Raw genomic sequence first — 25,491 nt, forward strand, 5'->3', positions numbered from 1 at the left:
ACGATGGGGTGGTTGCAATCGCGTCGCCTGCGCTATGGCGTGGGCGCGACAGGTCTGGCGTTTCTGCTGTTTGCCTTGCTGCGGCTGGTGTTTTTGCTCGGATTCTCCGGGGTGGATGCCGCGCAGTTCTTTGCCGACCCGCAATGGCTGCAAACCCTGGGCATCGGCTTTCGTTTCGACCTGAGGCTGGCGCTGTTGCTGGTGCTGCCATTGGCAGTGCTGGCGTGGCTGCCGCGTTGGAATCTGACCACGGTGCCGCTGTTGCGCGGCGCGACCCGGATTTATCTGCTGCTGGCGTTGGGCCTGATCGGTCTGGTGTACATCATCGACTTCGGCCATTACGCCTACCTCGGTGTGCGGATCAACGCCACGGTGCTGCGATATCTGGACGATGCGCAGATTTCGCAGCAGATGGTTTGGGAAACCTATCCGGTGCTGTGGATCGCGTTGGGTTGGCTCGCGGTTCTGGCGCTGTGGTTCTACGGTTTTGTGCGCCTGGAACGGCTGACGCTGGCTCGCGAACCTCGGGTAATTCGCCGCCGTTCAGTCGCCATAGGCGCGGGACTCGGGGTGGTGGTCGTGCTGCTGGCGCTGTTGGGCCGGGTCGACAAGCTCAACCTGGAAAACCCGGTGCCGCTGCGCTGGAGCGATGCGTTCTTTTCCGGCAACGGACAGATTGCCGCCGTGGGCCTGAACCCGGTGCTGTTCCTCTACGACACCCTCAAGGCCGGGCAGGCTCAGTTCGACGAGGCGCAAGTGCGGGCGCATTACCCGGTGATTTCCCGTTATCTGGGTGTTGATCGACCAGACGCGCAAAGCCTGACATTCGAACGCCGGCAATCCGTGCAGCCATACAACGTCGCGGCCGAGCGGGCGCCGAACGTGATGTTTGTCATGCTCGAATCCCTCGGCACCAGTGCGGTGGGCGCCTATGGCAACCCGTTGAACCCGACGCCGAATCTTGATCGCTTGGCAAATGAGAGCTGGTTCTTCAAACACTTCTATGTCCCGGTCACCGGCACCGCGAAAACCGTGTGGGCAAGCATCACCGGCGTCCCCGACGTCACCCGGCAGGAGACCGCTACCCGGCATCCGCTGATCACCAATCAGCGCACGCTGATCAATGCCTTCACTGATTACCAGAAGCTCTACATGATCGGCGGCAACGCCGGTTGGGCCAACATCAATGCGTTGATCCAGCAAAGCATCGACGGTGTGCGCCTGTACGAGGAACGCGACTGGCGTTCGCCACGGGTGGATGTGTGGGGGATTTCCGATCTGGATCTGTTCAAGGAAGGCGATGAGATTTTGCGCGCACTGCCCAAGGACAAACCGTTCTTCGCCTACGTGCAAACCTCGGGCAATCACCGGCCGTTCACCATTCCCAGGGACAACGACGGCTTCGAGGTCAGCAACCTGTCGCTGGAGCAGGTGCAAAACGCCGGCTCACGCAGCGTCGAGCAATACAACGCGGTGCGCCTGCTGGACTTCAACATCGGTCGCCTGATGGAACTGGCCAAGGCCGGCGGCTACTACGACAACACGATTTTTGTGTTCTTCGGCGACCACAACACGCGCATCAGCCGCATCCCGCACATGCCGCCGGCGTTCGAACAACTGGGGCTGGAAAGCAACCATGTGCCGATGCTGATTCATGCACCGGGGCTGCTCAAACCGAAGGTGATTGAAGAGGCGGTGGGGCTCGCCGATCTGTTGCCAACCGTGGCGGGCATGGCCGGCGTGGCTTTCGACAACCGCGCCATGGGCCGCGACCTGCAGCAACCTGCGCCCGAAGGCGAGCGGGTGGTGCCGCTGGTGTTGCGCGAGGGGACATTTCCGCTGATCGGCGGGGTGACCAAGGATCACTTGCTGCAAATGCAACACGACGGCAGTGCGCCGACGTTGCATGACCTTAAATCGGCGACACCGCTGGAGAATGTGGCCGATGCGCATCCTGAGGAATTTCAACGACTGGTCGAACTGACCCGGGGGCTGCACGAAAGCGCACGGCTGATGCTGTATCGCAACGTGCGTTGACGGCCCTCCCTCGAGGAAAGAGGGCCGCCCCGGTTTCAGGTGTGATGGATGTCCCGATCCTTGGTTTCCGGCATGAAGAAAATGCCGAGAATCGCCGTCATCACCGCGATGACAATCGGGTACCACAGGCCGTAATAGATGTCCCCGGTAGCCGCGACCATCGCGAATGCCACGGTCGGCAGGAAACCGCCGAACCAGCCGTTGCCGATGTGGTATGGCAGCGACATCGAGGTGTAGCGGATGCGCGCCGGGAACAACTCGACCAGCCACGCTGCAATCGGGCCGTAAACCATGGTCACGTAGATCACCAACACGGTCAGCAGGAGCAGCACCATCGGGTAATTGGTCTTGGCCGGGTCGGCTTTTTCCGGGTAACCGGCTTCTTTCAGCGCGGTGCCGAGGCTGGCGGTGAAGGCGTCGTTGCGGGTCTTGAAGTCGGCGGCCGGCATGGCAGTGCCTTCGAAACTTTCGATGACCTTGTCGCCAATACGCACCTGGGCCACGGTGCCCGGTTCCGCCACTACGTTTTCGTACGGGATCGCCCGTTTGGCGAGGATGGTTTTCGCCAGGTCGCAGGAACTGGTGAATTTGGCCTTGCCCACCGGGTCGAACTGGAACGAGCACTGGTCAGGGCTGGCGACCACTTTGACCGGGTTCTTCTCCTGAGCGATGAACACGTCGGGGTTACCGTACTGGGTCAGCGCGTGGAAGATCGGGAAGTAGGTCACCGCCGCCAGAATGCACCCGGCCATGATGATGCCCTTGCGTCCGATGCGATCGGACAGGCTGCCGAAGATCACGAAGAACGGCGTACCGATCAGCAACGAACCGGCGATCAACAGGTTGGCGGTCTGCGGGTCGATCTTCAGGGTTTGCAGCAGGAAAAACAGCGCGTAGAACTGCCCGGTGTACCAGACCACCGCTTGCCCGGCGGTGCCGCCGAGCAGCGCCATGATCACGATTTTCAGGTTGTCCCAACGGGCGAAGGATTCGGTCAGCGGTGCTTTCGAGGATTTGCCTTCGGCCTTCATCTTCATGAACACCGGCGATTCGTTCAGTTGCAGACGGATGTACACCGACACCGCCAGCAGCAGGATCGACAGCAGGAACGGAATCCGCCAGCCCCAGGCCTCGAACGCTTCGGTGCCCAGCGCGGTGCGGCAGGCCAGAATCACCAGCAGCGACAGAAACAGCCCCAGCGTCGCCGTGGTCTGAATCCACGAGGTGAAATACCCGCGTTTGCCCTTCGGCGCATGCTCTGCCACATAAGTCGCCGCACCGCCGTATTCACCGCCCAGCGCGAGCCCTTGCAGCAACCGCAGGGTAATCAGAATGATCGGCGCCGCGACCCCGATGGTCGCGTAACCCGGCAGGAAACCCACAATCGCCGTCGACACACCCATGATCACAATCGTGATCAGAAACGTGTGCTTGCGCCCGATCATGTCCCCCAACCGCCCGAACACCACCGCCCCGAACGGCCGCACCGCAAAACCGGCGGCGAAGGCGAGCAGGGCGAAGATGAAGGAGGTGGTCTCATTGACCCCGGCAAAGAAGTGCTTGGCGATGATCGCGGCGAGCGAACCGTAGAGGTAGAAGTCGTACCACTCGAAGACCGTGCCGAGGGACGAGGCGAAGATGACCTTGCGCTCCTCCTTGCTGACACTGTGGTGCGGATGCGGCGCACTGCCGGTGGACATGCTGTCGAGTACGGCCATGGGTGTTCTCCGTCGTGCTTGTTGTTATAGGCCGGAGCACTTCATCAACGTCGCGTACCCGAGGCCTTTGGCTGGTGCTGGAGCAGGTGGTTCGTGGAGCGTGCACAGACTCTCGACCTCGCGGGAGGGCGGGGTTTCTTTGAGCATAATTGGGATTGGGGGGATATCCAGTTGGGGGAGGGGGGCGGGCTGCCAGCGAAAAGAAGAAACAGTGATGGCTGCAATTTCCAATGAATATAAAAAACTGGCATTTCTGACAGTGGATTTGCAGAGGTGGAAGCGCAAGTATGATTTTGGCTCAAGTTCTTAAGAGCTAAGAACAGAGTGCAAAGGGCACGGATCTATTAATGGAATTCAAGGAGGCGCGGCAATGGCTATTAAAACGCTTTTGGTCACGGACTTGCCTGAGGGGGCGACGCCTGACAGTGTCAAGGCTGTAATTCAACGCAAATATAAAGTGCAGGTGTTAGAGATGGGATCTATTAGTCGCAAGGGTAGCATTACGTCAGTACAGGCTATCTATGTTCCCGCAGATGATTTAACTGACCCCCCTCCCGCTACGACTTTTGCATACTTGGACGCTACAACAGTTTTGTCGCGGTGAGTTCGCTGGAGTCAAAGGAATAATAGGGGGAACTGTTTTTAAACCGTCCCCCTAAATAGCAGTGAAATGAGTCCTGTAGCTACGGATTATTCCGTCGGCACAACTTTATCCAACACCCGATTCACCGCCAGCTCCGCCAGCATCACCACCTGCGCAATCCCCTGCGCGGTCTTGCGGTGAGGACCCTGGAGCAGGTCGGCGAAGTTGTGCAGCATGACGTTGGCCGAGCCGAGGGTTTCGACGGCGTCGGCAAGCAGGGATTCGTTGTTGCTGGCCGGGTTGGTCTGGTAGAGGCGGTTGGGGGAGTAGGGCGCGGCCATCATGTGGGCGGTCATCGGGCCGAGGTGGTAGTCGAGGGCGCGGTTGGCGGCTTCGTTGAATTTCTTCGAATCAGGGCATTCGTAGGGGGACGTCGGGTCGGTGATGCTGGCCGGTTCGGTGACCGGGGGATTTGGCGTTGCTTTGAACATGTTGGGTAACCTCTAATTTGAGGCTGCAACCGTCTCGCTGCTAAACGAAGGGGGAGGCAGCTGTGCGCAAGTTAGCAGACCGGCCAAAGCCACCCAAAAAACCGGCGCGTCCGAGGACGCCATGCGCACAGCCACCATCAAATACAGGTCAAGACCTGACTGGATAAAGCACGTGCAACTTTGGGTGAAATGCTCCGGGCTGCTAAACCCGATCACTGGAAATCAGTGACCCGATCCAAGTTACCGGCCGACCCCAAGGCGCACAAGCCGGCGGATTCTGGCGTAGCCGTAGGCTCTGGCGCAAGGATTTGTGGGCAATTGCGCGTAACTCCAAGTGTCGTTAAACACACGCTTCGAAACGTGTTTGGCGGCCCGCAAAACACTCTGAAACATCCGTCAGAATCCACCCCGAAAACCGCCATGGCTTCAAACCCGCCGCCGTGTCTGTAAACTGGCCGCCCGAAACGGCGCGCGATGGCGCCGTCCTCACTGCCAGCGAAGGACTTTCCCATGGCCAACCAAGACATCACCTACACCCCGGATCCGGATGCAGACTCGATCTCTTCGGACGTGACCGAATTCAACGGCATCCTGATGTCGACCCAGATTCCGACCCGCGCCGACGGCAGCCTGGAACTGGGCGACGTCACCGCGCAAAGTGAATGCACGTTGCAGGCGCTGAAAGTGGCGCTGGAAAAGGCCGGCAGCTCGATGGACCGCGTGCTGCACCTGACCATTTACCTGACCGATATGGCCGATCGCGCAGCCTTCAACGAGGTGTACAAGCGCTTCTTCGCCAAGCCATGGCCGGTGCGTGCGGCGGTGGGCGTGGCGGCGCTGGCGGTTGAAGGAATGAAGGTGGAAGTGACTGCGATGGCCGCGAAGGCCTGAGTTTGCCGTTCGGTATGGCAGTTCTGCCCTGAGCAGGGCTGCCACCCGGCAGCACAGGCGTGCCGCCCACGCGTTTCGCGGCTACAATGCGCGCCTCGACCGTGACAGCCTGACTAAAAACTATATATGTCCTTGCCCAAACATCACCTGGAACTGCTCAGCCCCGCCCGTGACGTGGCCATCGCCCGCGAGGCCATCCTGCATGGCGCCGACGCGGTGTACATCGGCGGCCCGAGCTTCGGTGCGCGCCACAATGCGTGCAACGAGGTGAGCGAAATCGCCGAACTGGTGGAATTTGCCCGTCGCTATCACGCGCGCATCTTCACCACCATCAACACCATCCTGCACGACAACGAACTGGAGCCGGCGCGCAAGCTGATCCATCAGTTGTACGACGCCGGCGTCGACGCGCTGATCGTCCAGGACCTGGGCGTGATGGAGCTGGACATTCCACCCATCGAGCTGCACGCCAGCACCCAGACCGACATCCGCACCCTTGAGCGGGCCAAGTTCCTCGATCAGGCCGGTTTCTCGCAACTGGTGCTGGCCCGTGAACTGAACCTCAAGGAAATCCGCGCGATCGCCGATGAAACCGATGCCGCCATCGAGTTCTTCATCCACGGCGCGTTGTGCGTGGCGTTTTCCGGTCAGTGCAACATTTCCCACGCACAGACCGGGCGCAGCGCCAACCGGGGCGACTGCTCCCAGGCCTGCCGTCTGCCGTACACCCTGAAAGACGAAAAGGGTGGCGTGATCGCCTACGAAAAACACCTGCTGTCGATGAAGGACAACAACCAGAGCGCCAACATCCGCGCGCTGGTCGAGGCCGGTGTGCGTTCGTTCAAGATCGAAGGTCGCTACAAGGACATGGGCTATGTGAAGAACATCACCGCCTATTACCGCCAGCGCCTCGACGACGTGCTCAACGACCGTCCGGACCTGGCCCGCGCCTCCAGCGGCCGCACCGCGCATTTCTTCATGCCGGACCCGGAAAAGACCTTCCACCGTGGCAGCACCGACTACTTCGTCAGCGAGCGCAAGATCGACATCGGCGCCTTCGATTCGCCGACCTTCACCGGTCTGGCGGTGGGCACGGTCGAAAAAGTCGGCAAGCGTGACATGCAAGTGATCACCCACGAGCCGCTGTCCAACGGCGACGGCCTCAACGTGCTGGTCAAGCGCGAAGTGGTGGGTTTCCGCGCCAACATCGCCGAAGCCAAGGGCGAGTTCGAGGAAGAAGGCGAGAAGCGCTACCGCTACCGCGTCGAGCCGAACGAAATGCCGGAAGGCCTGTACAAGCTGCGCCCGAACCACCCGCTGAACCGCAACCTCGACCACAACTGGCAGCAGGCCTTGCTCAAGACTTCTGCCGAGCGTCGTATCGGCGTGAGCTGGCTGGCGAAACTGCGTGAAGAGCGTCTGGAACTGACCGTGACCAGCGAAGAGGGCATCAGCGCCAGCGTTGCGCTGGACGGCCCGTTCGGCGTCGCCAACAAACCGGAACAGGCGCTGGAGACCTTGCACGATCTGCTCGGCCAACTCGGCACCACCGAGTACCACGCGACCTCGATCAAACTGGATGCGCCGCAAGCGTTCTTCATCCCGAACTCGCAGCTCAAGTCGTTGCGCCGCGAAGTGATCGAAGCGCTGACCGCTGCCCGCGTTGCCGCTCACCCGCGCGGTTCGCGCAAGGCCGAGACCACGCCACCGCCGGTGTACCCGGAGGCGCATCTGTCGTTCCTGGCCAACGTCTACAACCAGAAGGCCCGCGACTTCTACCACCGTCACGGCGTGAAGCTGATCGACGCGGCGTACGAGGCCCACGAAGAGGCGGGCGAAGTGCCGGTGATGATCACCAAGCACTGCCTGCGGTTCTCCTTCAACCTGTGCCCGAAACAGGCCAAAGGCGTGACCGGCGTGAAAACCAAAGTCGCGCCGATGCAGCTGATTCACGGCGATGAAGTGCTGACCCTGAAGTTCGACTGCAAACCGTGCGAAATGCACGTGATCGGCAAGATGAAGGGCCACATCCTGAATCTGCCGCAGCCGGGCAGCGTGGTGGGGCATATCAGCCCTGAGGATCTGATGAAAACGATCCCGCGCGCGCCGCACTGATGTAACAGGCAAAAAAAACCGGTGACGAACGTCACCGGTTTTTTTATGCCTGCCAGAAACTCAACTGGCTTCGTAGCGCGATCCCGTTGGCGGCGCCGCTTCGCCACTCAACGCATCGACCATCGGCGGATGCTCCTGCGCTGCCTGACGCAGATCCTCGGTCACCCGCAGCTCGGCGCCGGTCGGCGAGAAGGTCGCTGCCGCCGCAAACGGCGCCGGGTTGGCCGGCACCGGACGCTTGCCCCGGCGCCAGAAGAAGAACGTCACCATGGCCAGGTTGACCAGCGCGAAGGCCCAGAACAAGCCGGTTTCACCGTGGGCGTTCATCGCTGGGGAGATCAGCAGCGGGCTCATCGCCGAGCCCAGCGAGTTGATCAGCAGCATGCCCTGAATCATCGGCACCAACGTTTCGACCGGCGCACGATCGGCAGCATGGCTGACGGCCACCGGGTACAGCGCGAACACGCCGCCACCCAACAGGAACAACATCGCCGCGAGCATGGCCGAGGACAGCGGCACCAGCACGATCACCAGCGACAGCACGGTGCACGCGGCGCAGAGCACGGTAAGCACTTGCAGGCGATCCTTACGGTCGGACCAGCGCCCGACCGGGTATTGCAGCAGCATCGCGCCGAGGACCGTCCAGGCCATCATGCTGCCGACTTCGCCGACATTCAGGCCGATGCGTTGCAGGTACAGCGGCAGCAGGGTGTAGATCGCCGCGATGGTCACGCCGGAGCCGAAGCAGCCGACCAGTCCGGTGGGCGACACGCCCAGCAAGGCCCGTGGCTTGAGCGGTTCGACCTGTTCCAGCAACGGCGACACCCGCGGCAGGATCACGATCGGCAGCACCGATAGGGTCGCGAGCATGCCGGCGACCATGAACGGCGCCGTATCGCCGAGCCCGGTGATTTTCCCCAGAAACGCCTGACCCAGCACGCCCGCACCGTAGAGGACGATCATGTACAACGCCAGCAGACGCCCGCGAATCTTCGCGTCACCGGCCAGCAGCAGCCAGCTCTCGATCACCAGAAACACGCCGACCGTGGCCCAGCCGTTGATCAGGCGCAGCACGACCCAGCCCCAGGTGTCATAAAACAGCCCTTGCAGCAGGATGGTCGCGGCGATCAGCGAGGCGAAGCTGCTGTAGGCGCGGATGTGGCCGATGCGCAGGATCAGCCGGTCGTTGAAAATCGCGCCCAATGTCAGGCCGATGAAATAGGCCGAGGACACGATGCCGATCATCGTCGCCGATTCGCCGGCAGCGCCCAGGCGCAGGGTGGTCAAAGAAGACAGAAAGCCGTTGCCCAGGGCAACAATGAATAGCCCGAGCAGGGGCGCCAGCGCCATGGCCAGCAAACGCGGTGTCATAAAAACCTCAAGTGATCGAACAGCGGAACGTGCGCCTCTGCGCATGCGAGTGCCAAGCCGAAGTGTGTTGAAGACAAACGACCGCCGAACGGGCAGGACGATTGAGCCAGGCTGACTTCGTGAAAGTCGCCGGCTGTTCAAACCTGAGGGTTGTCATGGCTGCGGGCAGGCGCCGGTCGGGCGACTGCAAGAGGAGGCGCGATTTTAAGCCTTGTGCGGCGTTTGCCAAGGTGCCGGGCCTGCGACGTTGGGACGCAGGCAGAATCGATAACCCCGGCGCATTCTTTGCCCGGATGAAAAGTTGCTGTATCGATCCGGTTTCCCTCGTTAGCCTGTGCGGTCGAATCGCGATATTGATCCAGAGGCAATGATGCAAATAAGAGGCGAGCGTGCCGCCACGGCGTGCGGGTTGTTGGCGATTGTGTTGTGGAGCACTGCCGCCGGGTTGATCAGGGGCGTCAGTGAGCATTTCGGCCCTCTGGGCGGGGCCGCGATGATTTACACCCTGGGGGCAATCCTGCTGGTGATGTTTCTCGGGCGACCGCGTCTTCGTTCCACGTCAACACTGTATCTCCTGCTCGGCAGTGCATTGTTCGTTGCGTATGAGGTGTGCCTGTCTTTGGCGCTGGGGTTTGCCAGTGACCGGCAACAGTCCATCGAACTGGGCGTGGTCAATTACCTGTGGCCGTGCCTGACCGTGGTGCTGGCGATCTTCATGAACGGGCAGAAGACCCGCTGGTTCATCGTTCCCGGCAGTGCACTCGCGCTGTTTGGCATCCTCTGGGTGGTCAGCGGCCAGGGCCTGTCGCTGCCGGGGATCATCGCCAACGTCAGTTCCAACCCGCTGAGTTACAGCCTGGCGCTGGCTTGTGCGATCACGTTTGCGCTGTATTGCAACGTTACGCGCCGCTACGCCAACGGGCAGAGTCTGGTGGTGCTGTTTTTCGTGCTGACGGCGATTGTGCTGTGGGTGAAGTGGAGCTTCAGCAGTGAACGGATTTCCGCCTTCACTCTTAGCAACTCCCTGGAGCTGATCGCCACCGGCATCGCCATGGCCGGCGGTTATGCGTTGTGGAACATCGGCATCCTGCGCGGCAACCTGACCTTGCTGGCCACCGCGTCCTACGGCGCACCGGTACTGTCGTCGGCGTTCGCCGCGCTGTGGCTGGGGGTCAGTTTGCAGATGCAGTTCTGGCAGGGCGCGGTGCTGGTGACCGTGGGTTCGCTGATCTGCTGGCAGGCGACGCGGCAACGTCAGATCTCCTGAAAAAAACCGGCGTTGCCGCGCATGCCGGTCAGCCCACGGACTTCAACGGAATCGGCCCCTTGAGCCGGTCCGTCATCGTCGCGCAGTACCAGTCATCAAACTGGCAGACGCCGGTTTCCGCCGTTTCCGAGTACGGCCCCGGCTCATAGGACGGGGACGTCACGCCGCGCTGGGTGCCTTCGACCAGCGTGCGGTCCTGATCGTTGGTGGCGATCCAGACTTTGGTCAGGCGTTCGAGGTCGTAGTCCACGCCTTCCACCGCCGAGTCCGGCACCAGCCATTTGGTGGTGACCATGGTTTGCGTGGCGCTGATCGGCAGCACCCGGAAGCTCAGCGCGTGGTCGCCGAGGAAGTGATTCCAGGTGGACGGGTAGTGGAAGTAGAGCAGGGCGCCGATGTCGGGCTCGGCGGTCTTGTCCAGACGCCCGTTCACCGCAGGCTTGCCGTCCATGGTGTAGCTGACGGCCCCGGACGATAGCGGAATGCGGGTCATGCGGTACTGGCCGTTGATGTCCATCACCAGACGGCTCGGCAATCCGGCCTTCTCGCAGGTGTTCCAGTAGGCCGTGAGGTGCGGATCATCCTCGCCGCCGGCGCCGCCCACGGACGGGTTGTCGACGTAGGATTTCAGCAGTTCGGGGTGGGAACCGTCGCAGTGGTAGCACTCGCGGTTGTTTTCGAACACCAGTTTCCAGTTGCCTTGCTCGATGATGGTCGACTCGAACGCCACTTTGCAGTGGTCCAGAAAATGCGGGGCGATGAACGGGCTGACGGCCTTGCGAAAGCCTTCGAAGTCCGGCGCCCTGGTGGCGACGCAGACATAGATGTAGCTGTGCACGATCTCGCAATGCACGGACTTGAGGTTGTATTGGGTCTTGTCGAAATCCTGGCCCATGTTGCCGGCGAACAGCAGGTTGCCGTCCAGCTCGTAGGTCCACTTGTGATAGGGACAGACCATCTTCGCGACCTTGCCGTGCTCGTGTTCGCAGATCTTGGCGCCGCGATGACGGCAGGCATTGTGAAACGCCCGGACTTCACCGTCCTTGCCACGCACCACGGCGACCGGGTAATCGCCGATCTGCAGGGTGAAGTACTGGCCGGGCTTTGCAATTTCGAAGGTGTGCCCGGCGAAGATCCAGTCCTTGTGCCAGATCTGTTCAAGGTCCTGGCGATAGACGTTTTCATCCTGGTAGAGGGCGCCCGGCAACGAGTGCCAGGGTTTGCGCTGGGCGATCAGGTCAACCACGGTGTCTTTATTGTTCATTGTTATCCTCGTCATGCGCGTAGGGCCGGAACGGGTTCCAGCCTATCTGTGCCGGGAAAGCCGTCACAAACGACATTTCCTGCGGGCAATCGATGCGTTGAGGTTATGGGTGAATCCGTTCGAAGATCGGCTCAAGCGTGGCGATGGCCGACGCAGACTGGCCCAGATTGCGAATCGCCTGTTTCACCGCGAGGCTGCGTTCGTGGCCGAGGCTTGAGGCGAACAGGTCGAACTTCTGCTCCAGTTCTTCCCGGCTCAGGGCCGTTTCGGGATCGCCGCGCGCGGCGGTGATCGGGCTGACGAGCACGTTGCCGTTTTTCAGGGTGACGGAAACCCGCGAGAGGATTTCATTGGGGAACCGCGCGGAAATATCGGCCGCCTCGACGATCTCGATGCGTGCGCTCAAGGCGCGAATGTCGGCGGCGTGGATGGATTCGCCGGTGACTTCGTCCGGCCCGAGTTTGCCCCTGACGATCAGCGCTGCCAGCGGAAAGGCCAGGGCGTATTGCGCCTGATCGGCATCCGCCGGGGTGTGGCCTTGCAGGCACATCGACTCGTAGAAGGTCTCGACGCGGATGGTCTCGATCACCTCGGCGTTGAGCGCAGGATGATCCTGTTGCAGCTGCAGCATCGCGGTCAGCGCCGGTTGCGCCCAGCGGCACACCGGCCAGGGTTTGAAATACTGGCTGTCGATTTCCCAGCGCTCACCAAGATCGAGCCAGTGTTCGGCCACCGAAGCATCCTCGACGGTTTCTGCCGGCGCACCGGTCACGCCTTCCTTGGCCAGCAGCAGCGCATTCAACCCGACGAAGGCGCCGCTGCCGTGGGCGTCGCGCAACATGGTCGGAAACGCGATCAGGCGCATCATCGGGCAACGGGCGCTGAAGTACTCGGCGATGCCCAGGGCATGGCGGAAGGTCTGCTCGTCAAAACCGAGCAAACGGGCGCCGGCGCAAACCACGCCAATCGCCGAAAAGCCACCGGACGCGTGATAAGTCGGGGAGGTCGACATCAGGGCCGTTCCGGCGCGCAGCCCGGTTTCATAACCGAGGCACAGCGCGCTCAACAGCTCATGCCCGCTGACGTTTTTGCCCTGATGATGCAGGGCATCGGCGAGGGCGAGCAGGGCCGGCACCACGGTCGCGCCGGCGTGCCCCTTGGATCGGAAATGGCCTTCATGGGCATCGAGGCTGTCGGCGGAAAAGCCGCCGGCCCAACCCGCGCCCAGCAGGTTCACGCGCTGACCGTCGAACAGCAGACGGCTGCCGAACTCGCCGGCGGGGTAGTGGGCAACGGCGAAACGGCGCAGCGCCACACTGGTGTCATTGGACGCGGCACCGGCCATGACGCCGACGATATCCAGCAGGCTGTTCTGCAGGATCTCCCGGGTCTTGGCCGGGGCTTGGAGGAAATCAAAGTCGCGGCAGAATTCGTAGAGTGACATTCAACAATTCCTTCCTGTGAGAGTAACCGGCCAGATCCCGGCCGGCGCCGTTCCACAATGAGTCAGGAAGGTTGTGCGGCTCCAACGACATTTTCGTTGGGCTATTGATAACCAAATCGAGGGTTAACGACGGGGAAACTTCGACAGGATCCACTCGCGAAACCGCCGTAGCGCGTCTTCGTTGTCGGCGTTCTCGCGGCAGCTCAGGTAGTGCCAGCTGTTGCGCAGTTGCACTTCCTGTTCGATCGGGCGCACCAGCAAGCCGCGCTGCAACAGCGGCGCAACCAGATGATTCCAGCCCAGCGCGATGCCCTGATGGGTCAACACCATGCTGATCAGCAGGTTGTAGTCGTTGGCGTTGAAAATTTGCGGACTGGTCGCCGGGCGGTCGTCGATGTCGATGGACTGAAACGCCAGCCACACGCCCCAGTCGACGTGCTCGGCGACTTGCGAGCGACCATAGGGGCTGAGGTTGAGCAGGGCCGAATCACGCACGCCTTCGATCGTCGAAATTTCCGGGTGCTGCTCCAGATACTGCGGCGTGCACACCGGGTAGATCAGGTCATGGCACAGCGGGTAGCTGCGATAGCCCTCGCGGATGCGCGAGATCTTGGTGATGAACACGTCGGGCTGCACGCCCGGTTCCATGGTCAGGAAGTTCTGTGTGGTGATCAGGTTCAGCTCGATGCCTTCGCTCTGGGCGAAGAACTCCGGCAGGTGATTCGACAGCCACAGCGCCGAGAATGCCGGGGAGCAACAGATGGTCAGCACCTTTTTGACCGACTGACTGCTGCGGATACGCTCGGCGGCCTGGGCGATGTTCACGAACGACAGCTGGGCGGCGTCGAAAAACAGCGCACCTGCCGAAGTGAGTTCAACGGCACGCCCGACGCGAGTGAACAACTGCGCCCCGAGGTAGCTTTCCAGCTCGCGGATCTGCCGGCTGATCGCGGCCTGGGAAACGCACAATGCTTCGGCGGCACGGGTAAAGCTCTGGTACTTGGCGGCGGCGACAAATGCCTTTACGGCCCGCAAGGACGGCATCTTCAGCAAGATGGTGTCTGGGTCGACATGCTTGGTCATCTGTACGGCCTCCTCACGATACGGCTCCCGGGCGAAGCGCGACGAGGGTAGCCCAAGCCTGCGCGCAGCGATACGCCGGCGTCGCTGCAAGGATAGTCGCGGTCGCTGGCAGGCGATGCCGGCTGCCAGCGGTGGATGCCGGCGTGATCGATAACCCGACGTTATCAACATGCCCCTGTAAATGTCGTTGGATTAAGCAGGGGGATGCTAATAAATTTGAAACGTCCCTCGTTCCTGGGGTCCCAAAAATAATAAAAGGAAACCCGTCGTGACGACTTATAACTATTACCGCTGCCGCTCTAAAACCGTTTCGCTCGATTGCATATTGTTTGAATTCGAATATGCACAACGCGATGGAGGCAAGGTATGAATAGCTCCGACGAAATAATCTGCGTCAAGAATGTTTATAAAGTCTTCGGCACTCAGCCAGCACTGGCCATGAAGTTGATCGAAGAGGGCGCCTCGAAAGCCGAAGTCTTCAAAAAGACCGGCCAGGCCATCGGCGTGTTCGATGCCAACTTCTCGGTCAAGCGCGGCGAGATCTTTGTCATCATGGGTTTGTCCGGCTCGGGCAAATCGACCATGGTCCGACTGTTCAATCGCCTGATCGAGCCGACCTCCGGCAGCATCTTTCTCAATGGCCGGGAAATCACCGGCCTGGGCGACAAGGACCTGTTGCAGGTGCGCCGCAAAGACATGGGCATGGTCTTCCAGTCGTTTGCCCTGATGCCGCACATGAGCGTCATCGACAACGTCAGCTTCGGCCTGGAAATCAGCGGAGTCGGCGAAAAGGAACGCTACTGCCGGGCCATGGGCGCCCTTGAGCAAGTCGGGCTTTCCGGGCAGGAAATGTGCTTCCCCCATCAGCTCTCCGGCGGCATGCAACAGCGGGTCGGCCTGGCCCGGGCGCTGGCCAACGACCCGGCCATCCTGCTCATGGACGAGGCGTTCTCCGCCCTCGATCCGATGATCCGCAGCGAGATGCAGGGCGAGCTGATCAAGCTTCAGGCCGAGCAGGATCGCACCATCATTTTCATCTCCCACGACATTGAAGAAGCCGTACGCATCGGCCATCGCATCGCGATCATGGAGGGCGGGCGCGTGGTGCAGATCGGCACGCCCCGTGAGCTGCTGTGCAACCCGGTGAACCAATATGTCCGGGACTTCTTCAACGGTTTCGATACCAGCCGGATCTTGCGCGCCGGCGATATCGCACAAGCCGATTCGGGCATTGTTTATGAACCGGGTCGTCAAACTCCGATAAAGGCTGACGCTTCCTTGCGCGAGATCTTTCATCTGGTTGCCGCTTCATCTACGCCAATGCCGGTAGTTGATGAAGTTGGACTTTATAAAGGTTCGATCTCGCAAGGGCATCTATTAAGTTGCCTGGGCAATAGCTGAGATCCTGATTTAAAAAAAGAATGGTCACGCAGTCCGCAAGTGCGAGGTAGTGTCATGTCCGACTTTAACTTTCTGGATCCCTTCCAGAGTTTGAATATTCCGCTGGGATCGTGGGTTGAAACCGCCCTTAAATATCTGGTGCATAACTTCCGGGATGTCTTTCGCTCGATTCGCTGGCCGGTCGATCAGGTACTCGACGGCGTCCAGTGGGGGCTGCTTTCGCTGCCCCCAACGGTGTTCATCATCATCGCCGGGCTGATCAGCTGGCAGATCGGCGGCAAACGCATCGCGATCTTCAGCGTGGCGACCCTGACCGGGCTCGGGCTGATCGGCGTGTGGAACGACGCGATGGTCACCCTGGCGCTGGTGCTGACCTCGCTGTTGTTCTGCGCGGTGATCGGCATTCCGCTGGGCATCTTCTGTGCCCGCAGCGACCGCACGGAAATGATCATCCGCCCGGTGCTGGACGCCATGCAGACCCTGCCGGCATTCGTGTACCTGGTGCCGGTGGTGATGCTGTTCGGCATCGGCAACGTGCCCGGCGTGATCGTCACGATCATCTTCTCTGTCGCACCGCTGGTACGCCTGACCAACCTCGGCATTCGTCAGGTGCCGGCGGACAAAGTCGAGGCGGCGCGGGCCTTTGGCTGCACACCGATGCAGATGCTGATGAAGGTTCAACTGCCGCTGGCCGCGCCGACCATGATGGCCGGTTTGAACCAGACGCTGATGCTGTCGCTGTCGATGGTGGTGGTCGCTTCGATGATCTCGGTCGGCGGGCTGGGGTTGATGGTGCTCAGCGGCATCGGGCGCCTCGACATGGGCCTGGCCAGTGTCGGCGGAGCAGGGCTGGTGTTGCTGGCGGTGTTCCTCGATCGCCTGACTCAGGCCATGGGTGAACGCAGCAGCGATCTGGCCACCGGGCAGCGCTGGTATGAGAGCGGGCCGGTCGGCCTGGTCATGAAGTTGAAGAAAAAGAAGAACGTTGCTCGTGCGGTCATTAACTGAACCTTTCTGCTCACCGATTAAAACTCCAAAGCGTGGTGAAACATGAAACTGGCAAATCTCAAGAAAAGCGTCGTGGCGGGTGTGGTTGCTTGCGTATTGGGCACGGTCCTGTGTTCGGCAGCCTATGCGGCCGATGCCAACAAGCCCGGCGCCGGTGTGTCGATCACGCCGATTTTCCCGACCATCGCCGAAGAGCGCTTTCGCGGTGAAGTGGTGATCGCCGGGCTCAAGGAGCTGGGCTACGACGTCAAACAGCCGAAGGAAACCGATTACCCGGCGATGTTCCTGGCGCTGTCCTACGGCGATGCGGATTTCACCGTGCATGAGTGGGAGCACCTGCACGAAGCCTTTTACGAGAAGGCTGGCGGCGATGACGTGATGGTCAAGGTCGGGCAGATCATGAAGGGCGTGCTGCAGGGTTACCTGATCGACAAGAAAACCGCAGATGCCTATCACATCAAGGATCTGTCGGACCTGAAGAAACCGGAGATCGCCAAACTGTTCGACAGCAACGGTGATGGCAAGGCCGACCTGACCGGCTGCAACCCGGGCTGGGGCTGCGAAGTCATGGTCGAACACCACATGAAGGCCTACGGCCTGGAACCGACCGTTGTCGACAACCGCGGCTCGTACTTCGCGCTGATGGCCGACACCATCGCCCGCTACCAGCAAGGCAAACCGGTGCTGTTCTTCACCTGGGTACCGCAGTGGATTTCCAGCGTGCTGGTCGAAGGGCGCGACGTGGTCTGGCTGCCGGTGCCGTACACCGACCTGCCTGACGGCAAGGAAAGCAAGGACACTTTCTACGAAGGCAAGAACCTCGGCTTCCCGGTGGACACGATCAATGCCGTCATGAACAAGGAGTTCGCCGAGAAGAACCCGGTGGCCCGCAAGTTTCTCTCCGAGGTCAGCATCAGCACCGCCGACGAAAGTGCGCAGAACCTGAAGATGCAGAACGGCGAGAAGTCCCTGGCCGACATCAAGCGCCACGCTGCCGAATGGATCAAGGCCCACCAGCAAAGTTATGACGGCTGGCTGAGTGATGCGCGGGCGGCGGCCAAGTAAGCGGTTGTTCGTTAGTTCGAGTGGCGGTTATCCCGTGGCGTAAAGCCGTCATTCAAACGCATTCATTTACGCAACTTTGAAGGCTGTTTTCATTCAACGCGATTCCGCGCGTTCGCTTCGTGTCGGCTTCGATTTGTCATTTCAACAATAAACGGTTCAACACTATGAAAGTCAGTTCGCTGCCCGCCGATGATGACAGCTGTGGCTGGTTCTACCTGAGCCGGCCACGCAGCCCCGAGCCCGGCCATCGCGGCCACCGTTCGGCGCGTTGGGTGGTCGTCGGTGCCGGCTTCACCGGGCTGGCGGCGGCACGCCAGCTCGCGCTGAACTTCCCCGACGATGAAGTGGTGCTGATCGAAGCGCAGGAAGTGGGGTTGGGGCCGTCCGGTCGCAATGCCGGTTTCGCAATCGATCTGCCCCACGACATCGGGGCCGAGGACTATATCGGTGATATCGACCTGGCCAGGATCAGTCTGAAGCTGAACCTGGAAGGCCAGTCGATCCTGCGCAATCTGGTCGATCAGTTCGGTATCGATTGCCAGATGAAAGCCTGCGGCAAATATCAGGCCGCCGTGGAAGAACGCGGGATCGCGGTGCTGGAAGCCTATCGCCGCGGGCTCGACAAGCTCGGTCAGCCGTATCAGATGATCGATGCGGATGAACTGCCCGAACATCTGGGCACCCGTTTCTACCGCAAGGCACTGTTCACCCCCGGTGCGGTGCTGGTTCAGCCGTCGGCGCTGGTCAAGGGCCTGGCGGACAGTCTGCCGGCCAACGTCACCCTGTACGAACGCACGCCGATTCTGGAAGTGGAATACGGCGCCAAAACCTTGCTCAAGCACGCTCACGGCAGCATCACCGCCGACAAACTGATCCTGGCCAACAACTCGTTCGGCATGCGCTTCGGTTTTCTGCAGGGCCGCATGTTGCCGATCTACACCTACGCCAGCATCACCCGCCCGCTGACCGATGAAGAGCAGGCGCGTCTGGGCGGCAAACCGTTCTGGGGCGCAATTCCCGCCGATCCGTTCGGCACCACGGTGCGGCGTACTCCCGACAATCGCTTGTTGATCCGCAACAGCTTCAGCTTCAACCCCGATGGCCGCAGCAACAGCAAATACAACGAGCGCTTCGTGCACCGTCACCGCGCTTCATTCGATCAGCGCTTCCCGATGCTGCCGGGAGTGCAGTTCGAATACACCTGGGGCGGGGCGCTGGCCATGTCGAGGAACCACAACGGCTTCTTCGGCGAACTGGCGCCGAACGTGTACGGCGCGCTGGGCTGCAATGGCCTGGGCGTCACCCGTGGCACGGTCACCGGCAAATTGCTCGCCGACTGGCTGGCCGGGCAGCGTGACGGCTTGATCGATTTCCTGTTGCAGGCGCCGGGGCCGACGGGCAACCCGCCCGAACCGTTTCTGTCGCTGGGCGTGAACATGAACCTGAAGTGGGGGCAATACCGCGCCGGCCGCGAAAGTTGAACGCTCATGGCCCGCCCTGCGCGGTGAGCTGAAGTAACGATGCACTGAATACAAGGACAAGAAATGAACAACGTTGCTGTATCAATCGAGGACGTACCGCTCAATGGTTTTCATCGTCTGCTGACGATCCGTTCGGCCGGTGGTTCCTTTGTCGACGGGTATGTTCTGAGCATCATCGGCGTGGCGCTGGTGCACATGTCCAGGTCTCTGGCGCTGGACGATTTCTGGGAAGGCATGATTGCCGCCTCGGCACTGATCGGCATTTTCTTCGGCGGCTTTCTCGGCGGCTGGCTGACCGATGTATTGGGGCGCAAGCGTCTGCTGTTTGTCGGGCCGACCCTGTTCATCGTGGCGTCGCTGGCGCAGCTGTGGGTCGATTCGGCGTTGGCGCTGTTTGTTCTGCGGTTGCTGCTGGGGGTGGCGGTCGGCATCGAGTACCCGGTGGCGACCTCGCTGCTGGTCGAGTTCATGCCACGCAAGTATCGCGGCCCGCGTCTGGCGACGCTGACCATCATGTGGTTCGCCGGGGCCGCGATGGCGTATGTGGTGGGCGAGATGATGTTCAAGCTGTGGGGCTCCGATGCCTGGCGGCTGGTCCTGGCCAGCGCGGCGATCATCGGCGCGATGCTGTTTCTGGTGCGCATCGGCACACCCGAATCGCCGCGCTGGCTGTTGAGCAAGGGCCGCGCCGCCGAAGCCGAGGCGATCATCAAACAGGTCTACGGCAACGACTTCTCCCTGGCCAATCTTCCCGAGCACCGGGTGGGCGAGAAGCTGACGATCTTCAACCTGCTGCACTCCGGCTACGGCAAACGCATGCTGTTTGTCGTGGTGTTCTGGACCTGCTCGGTGGTGCCGCTGTTTGCCGTGTATGCCTTTGCGCCGAAGGTGCTGGCCGCGCTGAACCTGCAGGGCGACTGGTCCTCCCTGGGGTCGGTGGCGATTACTTTGTTCTTTGTTATCGGCTGCGTGATTTCGACCCGAATCATCAACCGCGTCGGCCGACGCAATCTGCTGATCTACAGCTTTCTATGTTCCGGCCTTGCGCTGCTCGGGCTGGCCATCGGACACGCCGGGCCCAATGCGCTGGTGCTCGCGTTCTTTGCCGTTTACGCCTTGTTCATCGGCGGCGCTCAGGTGCTGACGCTGGTGTACCCCAATGAACTGTTTCCCACGGAAATCCGCGCCTTCGCGGTTGGCGTCGGCACGTCACTGTCGCGCATCGGCGCGGCGGCGGGGACTTATCTGGTGCCGGTTTCCCTGAGCACGCTGGGCATCGCCCAGACCATGTACATCGCGGCGGCCGTCACTCTGGTCGGCCTGGTGCTGTCGTGGGTGCTCGCGCCGGAAACCCGCTCGCTCAACCTGCAACAGGCTGCCTCGCTGAATTGAACCTTGTCCGGGCCTTATCGGCGTCGGGCCAATGAATCGAACACTGCAACCACTGGAGAAAACCCTATGAACTTTGACGGCATCTTTACCCCTGCCATTACGCCTTTGTCCGCCGATGGCCAGATCGATTACTCGGCCTTCGCCGAAGTGCTCGAGTATCTGATCGAGTCGCGGGTTCACGGCATCGTCATCGGTGGTTCGACCGGCGAGTACTACGCCCACACCACCGCCGAACGGCTGAAAGTGGCCGAGCGCGCCAGGGAAGTGATCAACGGCCGCATTCCGCTGGTGATCGGCACGGGTGGGATTCGCACCGAAGATGCGGTGGCCTTCGCCGAGCACGCCAAGTCAATTAAAGCCGACGCGATTCTGGTGGGCTCGCCGCCGTATGCCTTGCCGACGCAAAAGGAGATCGCCGTCCACGTGCTGGCCGTGGACAAGGCCGCCGGCCTGCCGATCATGCTCTACAACTACCCGGCGCGAATGGGCGTGGCGATGGGCCCTGAGTTCTTCGAGGCGATTGCCGGTTGCAAGAACATCGTCGCGATCAAGGAAAGCTCCGGCGACACCGCGCAGTTGCATCGTCTGGCGCATTCGCATCCTTCGATCCAGCTGTCCTGCGGCTGGGACGACATGGCCCTGGAGTTCTTCGCCTGGGGCGCGCGCAGCTGGGTCTGTGCCGGTTCGAACTTCATTCCCGCCGAGCACATCGCGCTGTACGAAGCCTGCGTTCTAGAGAGGAACTTCGACAAGGGACGGCGGATCATGTCGGCCCTGTTGCCGCTGATGGATGTGCTGGAAAGCGGCAAGTTCGTCCAGTCGATCAAGCACGGCAGCGAGCTGGTCGGCCTGCGTGCCGGCGGCGTGCGCAAACCGATGCAAGCGCTGGAAGCGTCCGAGAAGGAAGTGCTGGAAAGCGTGATCAAAACCCTCAAACAGAATGTGGCGCGCATCGTCGCGGAGGTTTGAAATGGCCGATCTTCTGAGTCAAGCGCAATACCGCGAGCTGGCGTCGAAGCTTGAGTTTCGCAATCAGGCGTTCATCAACGGCGAGTTTTGCAGCGCGCTGTCCGGCAAGACCTTCACCACGACCAACCCGGCCACCGAAGCGGTGTTGACCGAGATTACCGCCTGCGGTGCCCAGGACGTGGACGTTGCCGTCGCCGCCGCCAAGGCTGCGTTCGAGGATGGGCGCTGGCAAGGGCTGGCGCCATCGGCGCGCAAATCGGTGTTGCTGCGGTTCGCTCAATTGCTCGACGACCACTCCCATGAACTGGCGGTGTTGGAAAGCCTGGACAGCGGCAAACCGATCCGTGAATGCCAGAACATCGACGTGCCCGAGACAATTCATACCCTGCGCTGGCACGCCGAACTGATCGACAAGATCTACGACTCGACCGCACCGACCGGTAACGGCGCGGTGACCATGGTGGTGCGCGAACCGATTGGCGTGGTCGGCCTGGTGTTGCCGTGGAATTTCCCGCTGCTGATGCTCGCGTGGAAGATCGGCCCGTCGCTGGCCGCCGGTTGCTCGATTGTGGTCAAACCGGCCAAGGAAACCACTCTGAGCACCCTGCGTGTGGCCGAGCTGGCGCATCAGGCGGGGATTCCCGCCGGTGTGTTCAACGTGGTGCCCGGCGGAGGCAAGGAAGCGGGCGAACCGCTGGGCCGTCACCCGGACGTCGCCATGGTCAGCTTCACCGGGTCCACCGACACCGGGCGCTTGTTCCTCAAGTATTCCAGCGAATCCAACCTGAAACGCATCGTGCTGGAATGCGGCGGCAAGAACCCGGCGGTGGTGATGAACGATGTCGAAGACGTCGATCAGGTCGCCCAGCACGTGGTCAACGGCGCGTTCTGGAACATGGGTGAAAACTGCTCGGCCTCGTCGCGGCTGATCGTGCACACCGACATCAAGGACCAACTGCTCCAGCGCGTTAAGGTGCATCTGGCCGACTGGAAAATGGGCGATCCACTGGACCCGGAAAACCGTCTGGGCTCGATGATCAGCAAGGCGCATTTCGAGAAGGTCCGTTCGTACCTCGACCATGCCCGGGAGGAAAACCTGTCGGTGCTGGCGGGGGGCAGCACGGCCGACAACATCTTCGTCGAGCCGACCATCGTCGATGGCGTCAGCCGTGACAGTCGTCTGTTCCAGGAAGAAATCTTCGGCCCGGTGCTGAGCGTGACAACGTTCAGCTCGGTCGACGAGGCGATCAGCCTGGCCAACGACACGGCTTATGGTCTGGCCGCCTCGGCCTACACCGGCAGCCTGCGCCATGCGCTGAAACTCTCGCGGGGCATTCGCGCCGGTATCGTCACCGTGAACTGCTTTGGCGAGGGCGATGCTTCGACGCCTTTCGGCGGTTACAAAGAGTCGGGTTTCGGTGGGCGTGACAAGTCGATCTGGGCCCATGACCAGTACACCGAGCTGAAAACCATCTGGATCGACGCCTCCTGATCCATCGCGGTTTTTCGCAGGTCACTTTCGCCCCGATCGGCACGTTTGTACCGGTTGGGGCGAATTGCATTCATTCCCGAGTATTTTGCCGCCCCGGCGGTTAGCATGGCGGCATAACAAGTAACTGATGGACCGCATCTTGATCGAACGACGTCAATTCAGCGGTGGCATGAAGGGCAAGAACCTTCGCTACCTGAACGAGCCTTCCTCCGGGGCGGGGCGCCTGACCCGTACCGGTTTCGTGTTGCTGGAGCATTTTTCCCTGCCGGCCTTCACCCAGGCGCTGGACACCCTTGTCACCGCCAATCTGCTGCGCCCCGGTCTGTTCTCTACACGCACCTTCGGCTTGAGCGACGGCGAAGTGATCAGCGATCTGGGGCTGGTGATCCGCCCGGATTCACAGCTTGAGGCGAGTGTGTTGCAGGAACTGGACCTGCTGGTGATCTGCGGCGGTTACCGCACGGAATTGAAGGCCAGCGACGAGTTTATCGGCCTGCTGAAAATGGCCGCCGAGGCCGGCGTGTTGCTCGCCGGGTTGTGGAATGGTTCGTGGTTTCTGGGGCGGGCAGGGGTGCTGGAAGGGTATCGGTGTGCGATTCACCCGGAGCACCGGCCAGCGCTGGCGGAAATTTCCAAGGCGACCCAGGTCAGCAGCGAACCCTACGTGATCGACCGCGACCGCTTGACCGCGTCCAGTCCGTCCGGCGCGTTCCACATGGCGCTGGACTGGATCAAAGGCCTGCACGACAAGGCGCTGGTGGAAGGCATCGAAGACATTCTGGCGTTCGAGGAATCGCGCTACCGGCGGATCAAACCCACCGAAAACATCAGCGTCAGCGCGCCGTTGCGCGAAGTGGTGAAGCTGATGGACGCCAACCTCGAAGAACCGCTGGAACTGGAGCAACTGGCAGTGTACGCCGGGCGTTCCCGGCGTCAGCTGGAGCGGCTGTTCAAGGAACAACTGGGCACCACGCCGCAGCGTTATTACATGGAACTGCGTATCACCGAGGCCCGGCGTCTGTTGCAACACACCGAGCTGTCTCAGGTGGATGTGCTGGTGGCTTGCGGGTTCGTCTCGCCGAGTCATTTCAGCAAGTGCTACAGCGCCTATTTCGGTTATCGGCCGTCCAAGGAAAAACGGCTCGTCAAATGACGAGCCGTTCGGCGTACTGCTTCAGAGGTGATCGGCGTCGATAATTGCCTTGGCGAAGGTCTTCGGACTTTCCTGTGGCAGGTTGTGGCCGATGCCGCCGTTGATCAGACGGAACTCATATTTGCCGGTAAAGCGTTTGGCGTAATCCTCGGGCGCCGGGTGCGGGGCGCCGTTGGCATCGCCTTCCAGGGTGATGGTCGGCACGCTGATCGACGGTGCGGTGGCGAGTTTCTGCTCCAGCGCTTCGTACTGGCTTTCGCCCTGCACCAGGCCTAGACGCCAGCGGTAGTTGAACACGGTGATGGCGACGTGATCCGGGTTCTCCAGGGCCTTGGCGCTGCGGTCGAACGTGGCGTCGTCGAGGGCCCATTTCGGTGAGGCGGTCTGCCAGATCAGCTTGGCGAAGTCGTGGGTGTTCTTGGCGTAGCCGGCCGCACCACGGTCGGTAGCGAAGTAGAACTGATACCACCATTGCAGCTCGGCCTTGGGCGGCAGCGGGTTCTTGCCGGCGGCCTGATTGCCGATCAGGTAACCGCTGACCGACACCAGGGCTTTGACGCGCTCAGGCCACAGCGCCGAGACGATGTCCGCCGAACGTGCGCCCCAGTCGTAGCCGCCGAGTACGGCTTGTTTGATTTTCAGTGCATCCATGAAATCGATCACGTCACTGGCGAGCGCCGCAGGCTGACCGTTGCGCACAGTCTTGTCGGAAAGGAAGTGCGTATCGCCATAACCCCGGGCGTACGGCATCAGCACGCGATAACCCTTGGCTGCCAGCAGCGGCGCGACTTCATCGTAGCTGTGAATGTCGTAGGGCCAGCCGTGCAGCAGAATCACCACCGGGCCATCGGCCGGGCCGGTTTCGGCGTAGGCCACGTCCAGCACGCCGGCCTTCACATGTTTCAGCGGGCCGAAGGGCAGGTCGGCTTTCACGCTGGCGGCTACGGTCTTGACCGGCTCCGGCGCCGCCGATTGTGCGTTGGCGAAAGCGCCGAATTGCATCAGGGCGGTGGCGAGGATCGACAGGCCCAGCAGGCGACGACGGGTGTTGCCGGTGGCGGTGGTGTGCAGTGCAGGTTTCATGGTCAGGCTCCTTTGCAATCGACGGGGATGGGGTTCTGGGTGAACCCTTCTGAACTGGAGCCCAGTTAAACCTGCCGGTGTATCCGTGCTGTTTCGGTTTTGCTCTCAAGATGCCGGAGTGTGTATCCACAAGCGGTTCGTACACACTGAGATACAAACCCGTTGAAAGGCGCCGGTTGCTGC

General features: G+C 61.3%; 19 protein-coding genes and 1 pseudogene. 13 read left to right on the forward strand and 7 right to left on the reverse strand.

What is annotated here, in order from left to right:
- Positions 1–3: 3 nt before the first annotated feature.
- Positions 4–2,037: an LTA synthase family protein gene (locus M5B98_RS00375; protein WP_248741370.1), complete on the forward strand. Its 2,034-nt coding sequence runs from the start codon at positions 4–6 to the stop codon at positions 2,035–2,037.
- 35 nt (positions 2,038–2,072) lie between these two features.
- On the opposite strand, the gene M5B98_RS00380 is transcribed toward M5B98_RS00375, so the two are convergent.
- Positions 2,073–3,755 carry an MFS transporter gene (locus M5B98_RS00380; RefSeq protein WP_248741371.1) on the reverse strand — a complete coding sequence of 561 codons (1,683 nt, stop codon included), beginning with the start codon at positions 3,753–3,755 and terminating at the stop codon, positions 2,073–2,075.
- A gap of 484 nt (positions 3,756–4,239) precedes the next feature.
- On the opposite strand from M5B98_RS00380, the pseudogene M5B98_RS00385 reads away from it, so the two are divergent.
- A pseudogene (locus M5B98_RS00385) lies at positions 4,240–4,356 on the forward strand (hypothetical protein); the annotation flags it as partial.
- Positions 4,357–4,445: 89 nt separating this feature from the next.
- Here the strand turns inward: M5B98_RS00385 and M5B98_RS00390 are convergent.
- Positions 4,446–4,829, reverse strand: coding sequence for a DUF6124 family protein (locus M5B98_RS00390; protein WP_248741372.1), 384 nt, complete (start codon positions 4,827–4,829; stop codon positions 4,446–4,448).
- 510 nt (positions 4,830–5,339) lie between these two features.
- Here M5B98_RS00390 and M5B98_RS00395 point away from each other — a divergent pair.
- Both M5B98_RS00395 and M5B98_RS00400 read left to right on the forward strand, forming a co-directional pair.
- Entirely contained in the window at positions 5,340–5,720 is a 381-nt protein-coding gene (locus M5B98_RS00395; RefSeq protein WP_065261325.1) for a RidA family protein, read from the forward strand.
- 126 nt (positions 5,721–5,846) lie between these two features.
- Positions 5,847–7,835, forward strand: coding sequence for a peptidase U32 family protein (locus M5B98_RS00400; RefSeq protein ID WP_114882511.1), 1,989 nt, complete (start codon positions 5,847–5,849; stop codon positions 7,833–7,835).
- A 60-nt stretch (positions 7,836–7,895) separates the two neighbouring features.
- On the opposite strand, the gene M5B98_RS00405 is transcribed toward M5B98_RS00400, so the two are convergent.
- A complete protein-coding gene (locus M5B98_RS00405) occupies positions 7,896–9,206 on the reverse strand; it encodes an MFS transporter (protein ID WP_134826601.1) in 1,311 nt (436 codons plus the stop codon).
- 370 nt (positions 9,207–9,576) lie between these two features.
- Between M5B98_RS00405 and yddG the strand changes: the two genes are divergently transcribed.
- Positions 9,577–10,473: an aromatic amino acid DMT transporter YddG gene (gene yddG / locus M5B98_RS00410; RefSeq protein WP_248741373.1), complete on the forward strand. Its 897-nt coding sequence runs from the start codon at positions 9,577–9,579 to the stop codon at positions 10,471–10,473.
- 28 nt (positions 10,474–10,501) lie between these two features.
- Here the strand turns inward: yddG and M5B98_RS00415 are convergent, their stop codons facing one another.
- From M5B98_RS00415 to M5B98_RS00425, 3 genes are all read right to left on the reverse strand, one after another.
- Positions 10,502–11,737: an aromatic ring-hydroxylating oxygenase subunit alpha gene (locus M5B98_RS00415; RefSeq protein ID WP_248741374.1), complete on the reverse strand. Its 1,236-nt coding sequence runs from the start codon at positions 11,735–11,737 to the stop codon at positions 10,502–10,504.
- Between the two features lie 103 nt (positions 11,738–11,840).
- Positions 11,841–13,181 carry an MmgE/PrpD family protein gene (locus M5B98_RS00420; RefSeq protein ID WP_248741375.1) on the reverse strand — a complete coding sequence of 447 codons (1,341 nt, stop codon included), beginning with the start codon at positions 13,179–13,181 and terminating at the stop codon, positions 11,841–11,843.
- A gap of 123 nt (positions 13,182–13,304) precedes the next feature.
- Positions 13,305–14,264, reverse strand: a complete 960-nt coding sequence (locus M5B98_RS00425; RefSeq protein WP_248741376.1) for a LysR family transcriptional regulator — start codon at positions 14,262–14,264, stop codon at positions 13,305–13,307.
- 366 nt (positions 14,265–14,630) lie between these two features.
- Between M5B98_RS00425 and M5B98_RS00430 the strand changes: the two genes are divergently transcribed.
- The 8 genes from M5B98_RS00430 (at position 14,631) to M5B98_RS00465 (ending at position 24,225) form a co-directional block, all read left to right on the forward strand.
- Positions 14,631–15,665 carry a quaternary amine ABC transporter ATP-binding protein gene (locus M5B98_RS00430; protein ID WP_248741377.1) on the forward strand — a complete coding sequence of 345 codons (1,035 nt, stop codon included), beginning with the start codon at positions 14,631–14,633 and terminating at the stop codon, positions 15,663–15,665.
- A 54-nt stretch (positions 15,666–15,719) separates the two neighbouring features.
- Positions 15,720–16,673: a glycine betaine/L-proline ABC transporter permease ProW gene (gene proW / locus M5B98_RS00435; RefSeq protein ID WP_248741378.1), complete on the forward strand. Its 954-nt coding sequence runs from the start codon at positions 15,720–15,722 to the stop codon at positions 16,671–16,673.
- A gap of 42 nt (positions 16,674–16,715) precedes the next feature.
- On the forward strand, positions 16,716–17,738 hold the full coding sequence (proX, locus tag M5B98_RS00440; RefSeq protein WP_192553416.1) for a glycine betaine/L-proline ABC transporter substrate-binding protein ProX: 1,023 nt from the start codon (positions 16,716–16,718) through the stop codon (positions 17,736–17,738).
- 164 nt (positions 17,739–17,902) lie between these two features.
- The gene (locus M5B98_RS00445; protein WP_248741379.1) at positions 17,903–19,219 is read left to right on the forward strand and encodes an NAD(P)/FAD-dependent oxidoreductase; all 1,317 of its coding nucleotides are present in this window, start codon (positions 17,903–17,905) and stop codon (positions 19,217–19,219) included.
- A gap of 63 nt (positions 19,220–19,282) precedes the next feature.
- Positions 19,283–20,611: an MFS transporter gene (locus M5B98_RS00450; protein ID WP_248741380.1), complete on the forward strand. Its 1,329-nt coding sequence runs from the start codon at positions 19,283–19,285 to the stop codon at positions 20,609–20,611.
- Between the two features lie 66 nt (positions 20,612–20,677).
- The gene (locus M5B98_RS00455; protein ID WP_248741381.1) at positions 20,678–21,580 is read left to right on the forward strand and encodes a dihydrodipicolinate synthase family protein; all 903 of its coding nucleotides are present in this window, start codon (positions 20,678–20,680) and stop codon (positions 21,578–21,580) included.
- 1 nt (position 21,581) lies between these two features.
- Positions 21,582–23,072 (forward strand): aldehyde dehydrogenase, encoded by a 1,491-nt coding sequence (locus M5B98_RS00460; protein WP_248741382.1) that lies wholly within the window; start codon positions 21,582–21,584, stop codon positions 23,070–23,072.
- Positions 23,073–23,199: 127 nt separating this feature from the next.
- Positions 23,200–24,225, forward strand: coding sequence for a GlxA family transcriptional regulator (locus tag M5B98_RS00465; protein ID WP_248741383.1), 1,026 nt, complete (start codon positions 23,200–23,202; stop codon positions 24,223–24,225).
- Positions 24,226–24,246: 21 nt separating this feature from the next.
- On the opposite strand, the gene M5B98_RS00470 is transcribed toward M5B98_RS00465, so the two are convergent.
- Positions 24,247–25,308 (reverse strand): alpha/beta fold hydrolase, encoded by a 1,062-nt coding sequence (locus M5B98_RS00470; protein WP_248741384.1) that lies wholly within the window; start codon positions 25,306–25,308, stop codon positions 24,247–24,249.
- Positions 25,309–25,491 lie beyond the last annotated feature (183 nt).

This window comes from Pseudomonas sp. MWU12-3088, from assembly GCF_023242405.1.
GTDB classification, from domain to species: Bacteria; Pseudomonadota; Gammaproteobacteria; order Pseudomonadales; family Pseudomonadaceae; genus Aquipseudomonas; species Aquipseudomonas kribbensis.

Excerpts from the sequence above, each read along its gene's own strand:
- proW (WP_248741378.1), top strand. The coding sequence starts at position 15,720 with ATGTCCGACTTTAACTTTCTGGATCCCTTCCAGAGTTTGAATATTCCG.
- M5B98_RS00420 (WP_248741375.1), bottom strand. The coding sequence starts at position 13,181 with ATGTCACTCTACGAATTCTGCCGCGACTTTGATTTCCTCCAAGCCCCG.
- M5B98_RS00375 (WP_248741370.1), top strand. The coding sequence starts at position 4 with ATGGGGTGGTTGCAATCGCGTCGCCTGCGCTATGGCGTGGGCGCGACA.
- M5B98_RS00415 (WP_248741374.1), bottom strand. The coding sequence starts at position 11,737 with ATGAACAATAAAGACACCGTGGTTGACCTGATCGCCCAGCGCAAACCC.
- M5B98_RS00400 (WP_114882511.1), top strand. The coding sequence starts at position 5,847 with ATGTCCTTGCCCAAACATCACCTGGAACTGCTCAGCCCCGCCCGTGAC.
- M5B98_RS00450 (WP_248741380.1), top strand. The coding sequence starts at position 19,283 with ATGAACAACGTTGCTGTATCAATCGAGGACGTACCGCTCAATGGTTTT.
- M5B98_RS00405 (WP_134826601.1), bottom strand. The coding sequence starts at position 9,206 with ATGACACCGCGTTTGCTGGCCATGGCGCTGGCGCCCCTGCTCGGGCTA.
- M5B98_RS00460 (WP_248741382.1), top strand. The coding sequence starts at position 21,582 with ATGGCCGATCTTCTGAGTCAAGCGCAATACCGCGAGCTGGCGTCGAAG.
- M5B98_RS00465 (WP_248741383.1), top strand. The coding sequence starts at position 23,200 with ATGGACCGCATCTTGATCGAACGACGTCAATTCAGCGGTGGCATGAAG.
- M5B98_RS00390 (WP_248741372.1), bottom strand. The coding sequence starts at position 4,829 with ATGTTCAAAGCAACGCCAAATCCCCCGGTCACCGAACCGGCCAGCATC.
- M5B98_RS00380 (WP_248741371.1), bottom strand. The coding sequence starts at position 3,755 with ATGGCCGTACTCGACAGCATGTCCACCGGCAGTGCGCCGCATCCGCAC.
- M5B98_RS00455 (WP_248741381.1), top strand. The coding sequence starts at position 20,678 with ATGAACTTTGACGGCATCTTTACCCCTGCCATTACGCCTTTGTCCGCC.
- M5B98_RS00445 (WP_248741379.1), top strand. The coding sequence starts at position 17,903 with ATGAAAGTCAGTTCGCTGCCCGCCGATGATGACAGCTGTGGCTGGTTC.
- M5B98_RS00470 (WP_248741384.1), bottom strand. The coding sequence starts at position 25,308 with ATGAAACCTGCACTGCACACCACCGCCACCGGCAACACCCGTCGTCGC.
- M5B98_RS00430 (WP_248741377.1), top strand. The coding sequence starts at position 14,631 with ATGAATAGCTCCGACGAAATAATCTGCGTCAAGAATGTTTATAAAGTC.
- yddG (WP_248741373.1), top strand. The coding sequence starts at position 9,577 with ATGCAAATAAGAGGCGAGCGTGCCGCCACGGCGTGCGGGTTGTTGGCG.
- proX (WP_192553416.1), top strand. The coding sequence starts at position 16,716 with ATGAAACTGGCAAATCTCAAGAAAAGCGTCGTGGCGGGTGTGGTTGCT.
- M5B98_RS00425 (WP_248741376.1), bottom strand. The coding sequence starts at position 14,264 with ATGACCAAGCATGTCGACCCAGACACCATCTTGCTGAAGATGCCGTCC.
- M5B98_RS00395 (WP_065261325.1), top strand. The coding sequence starts at position 5,340 with ATGGCCAACCAAGACATCACCTACACCCCGGATCCGGATGCAGACTCG.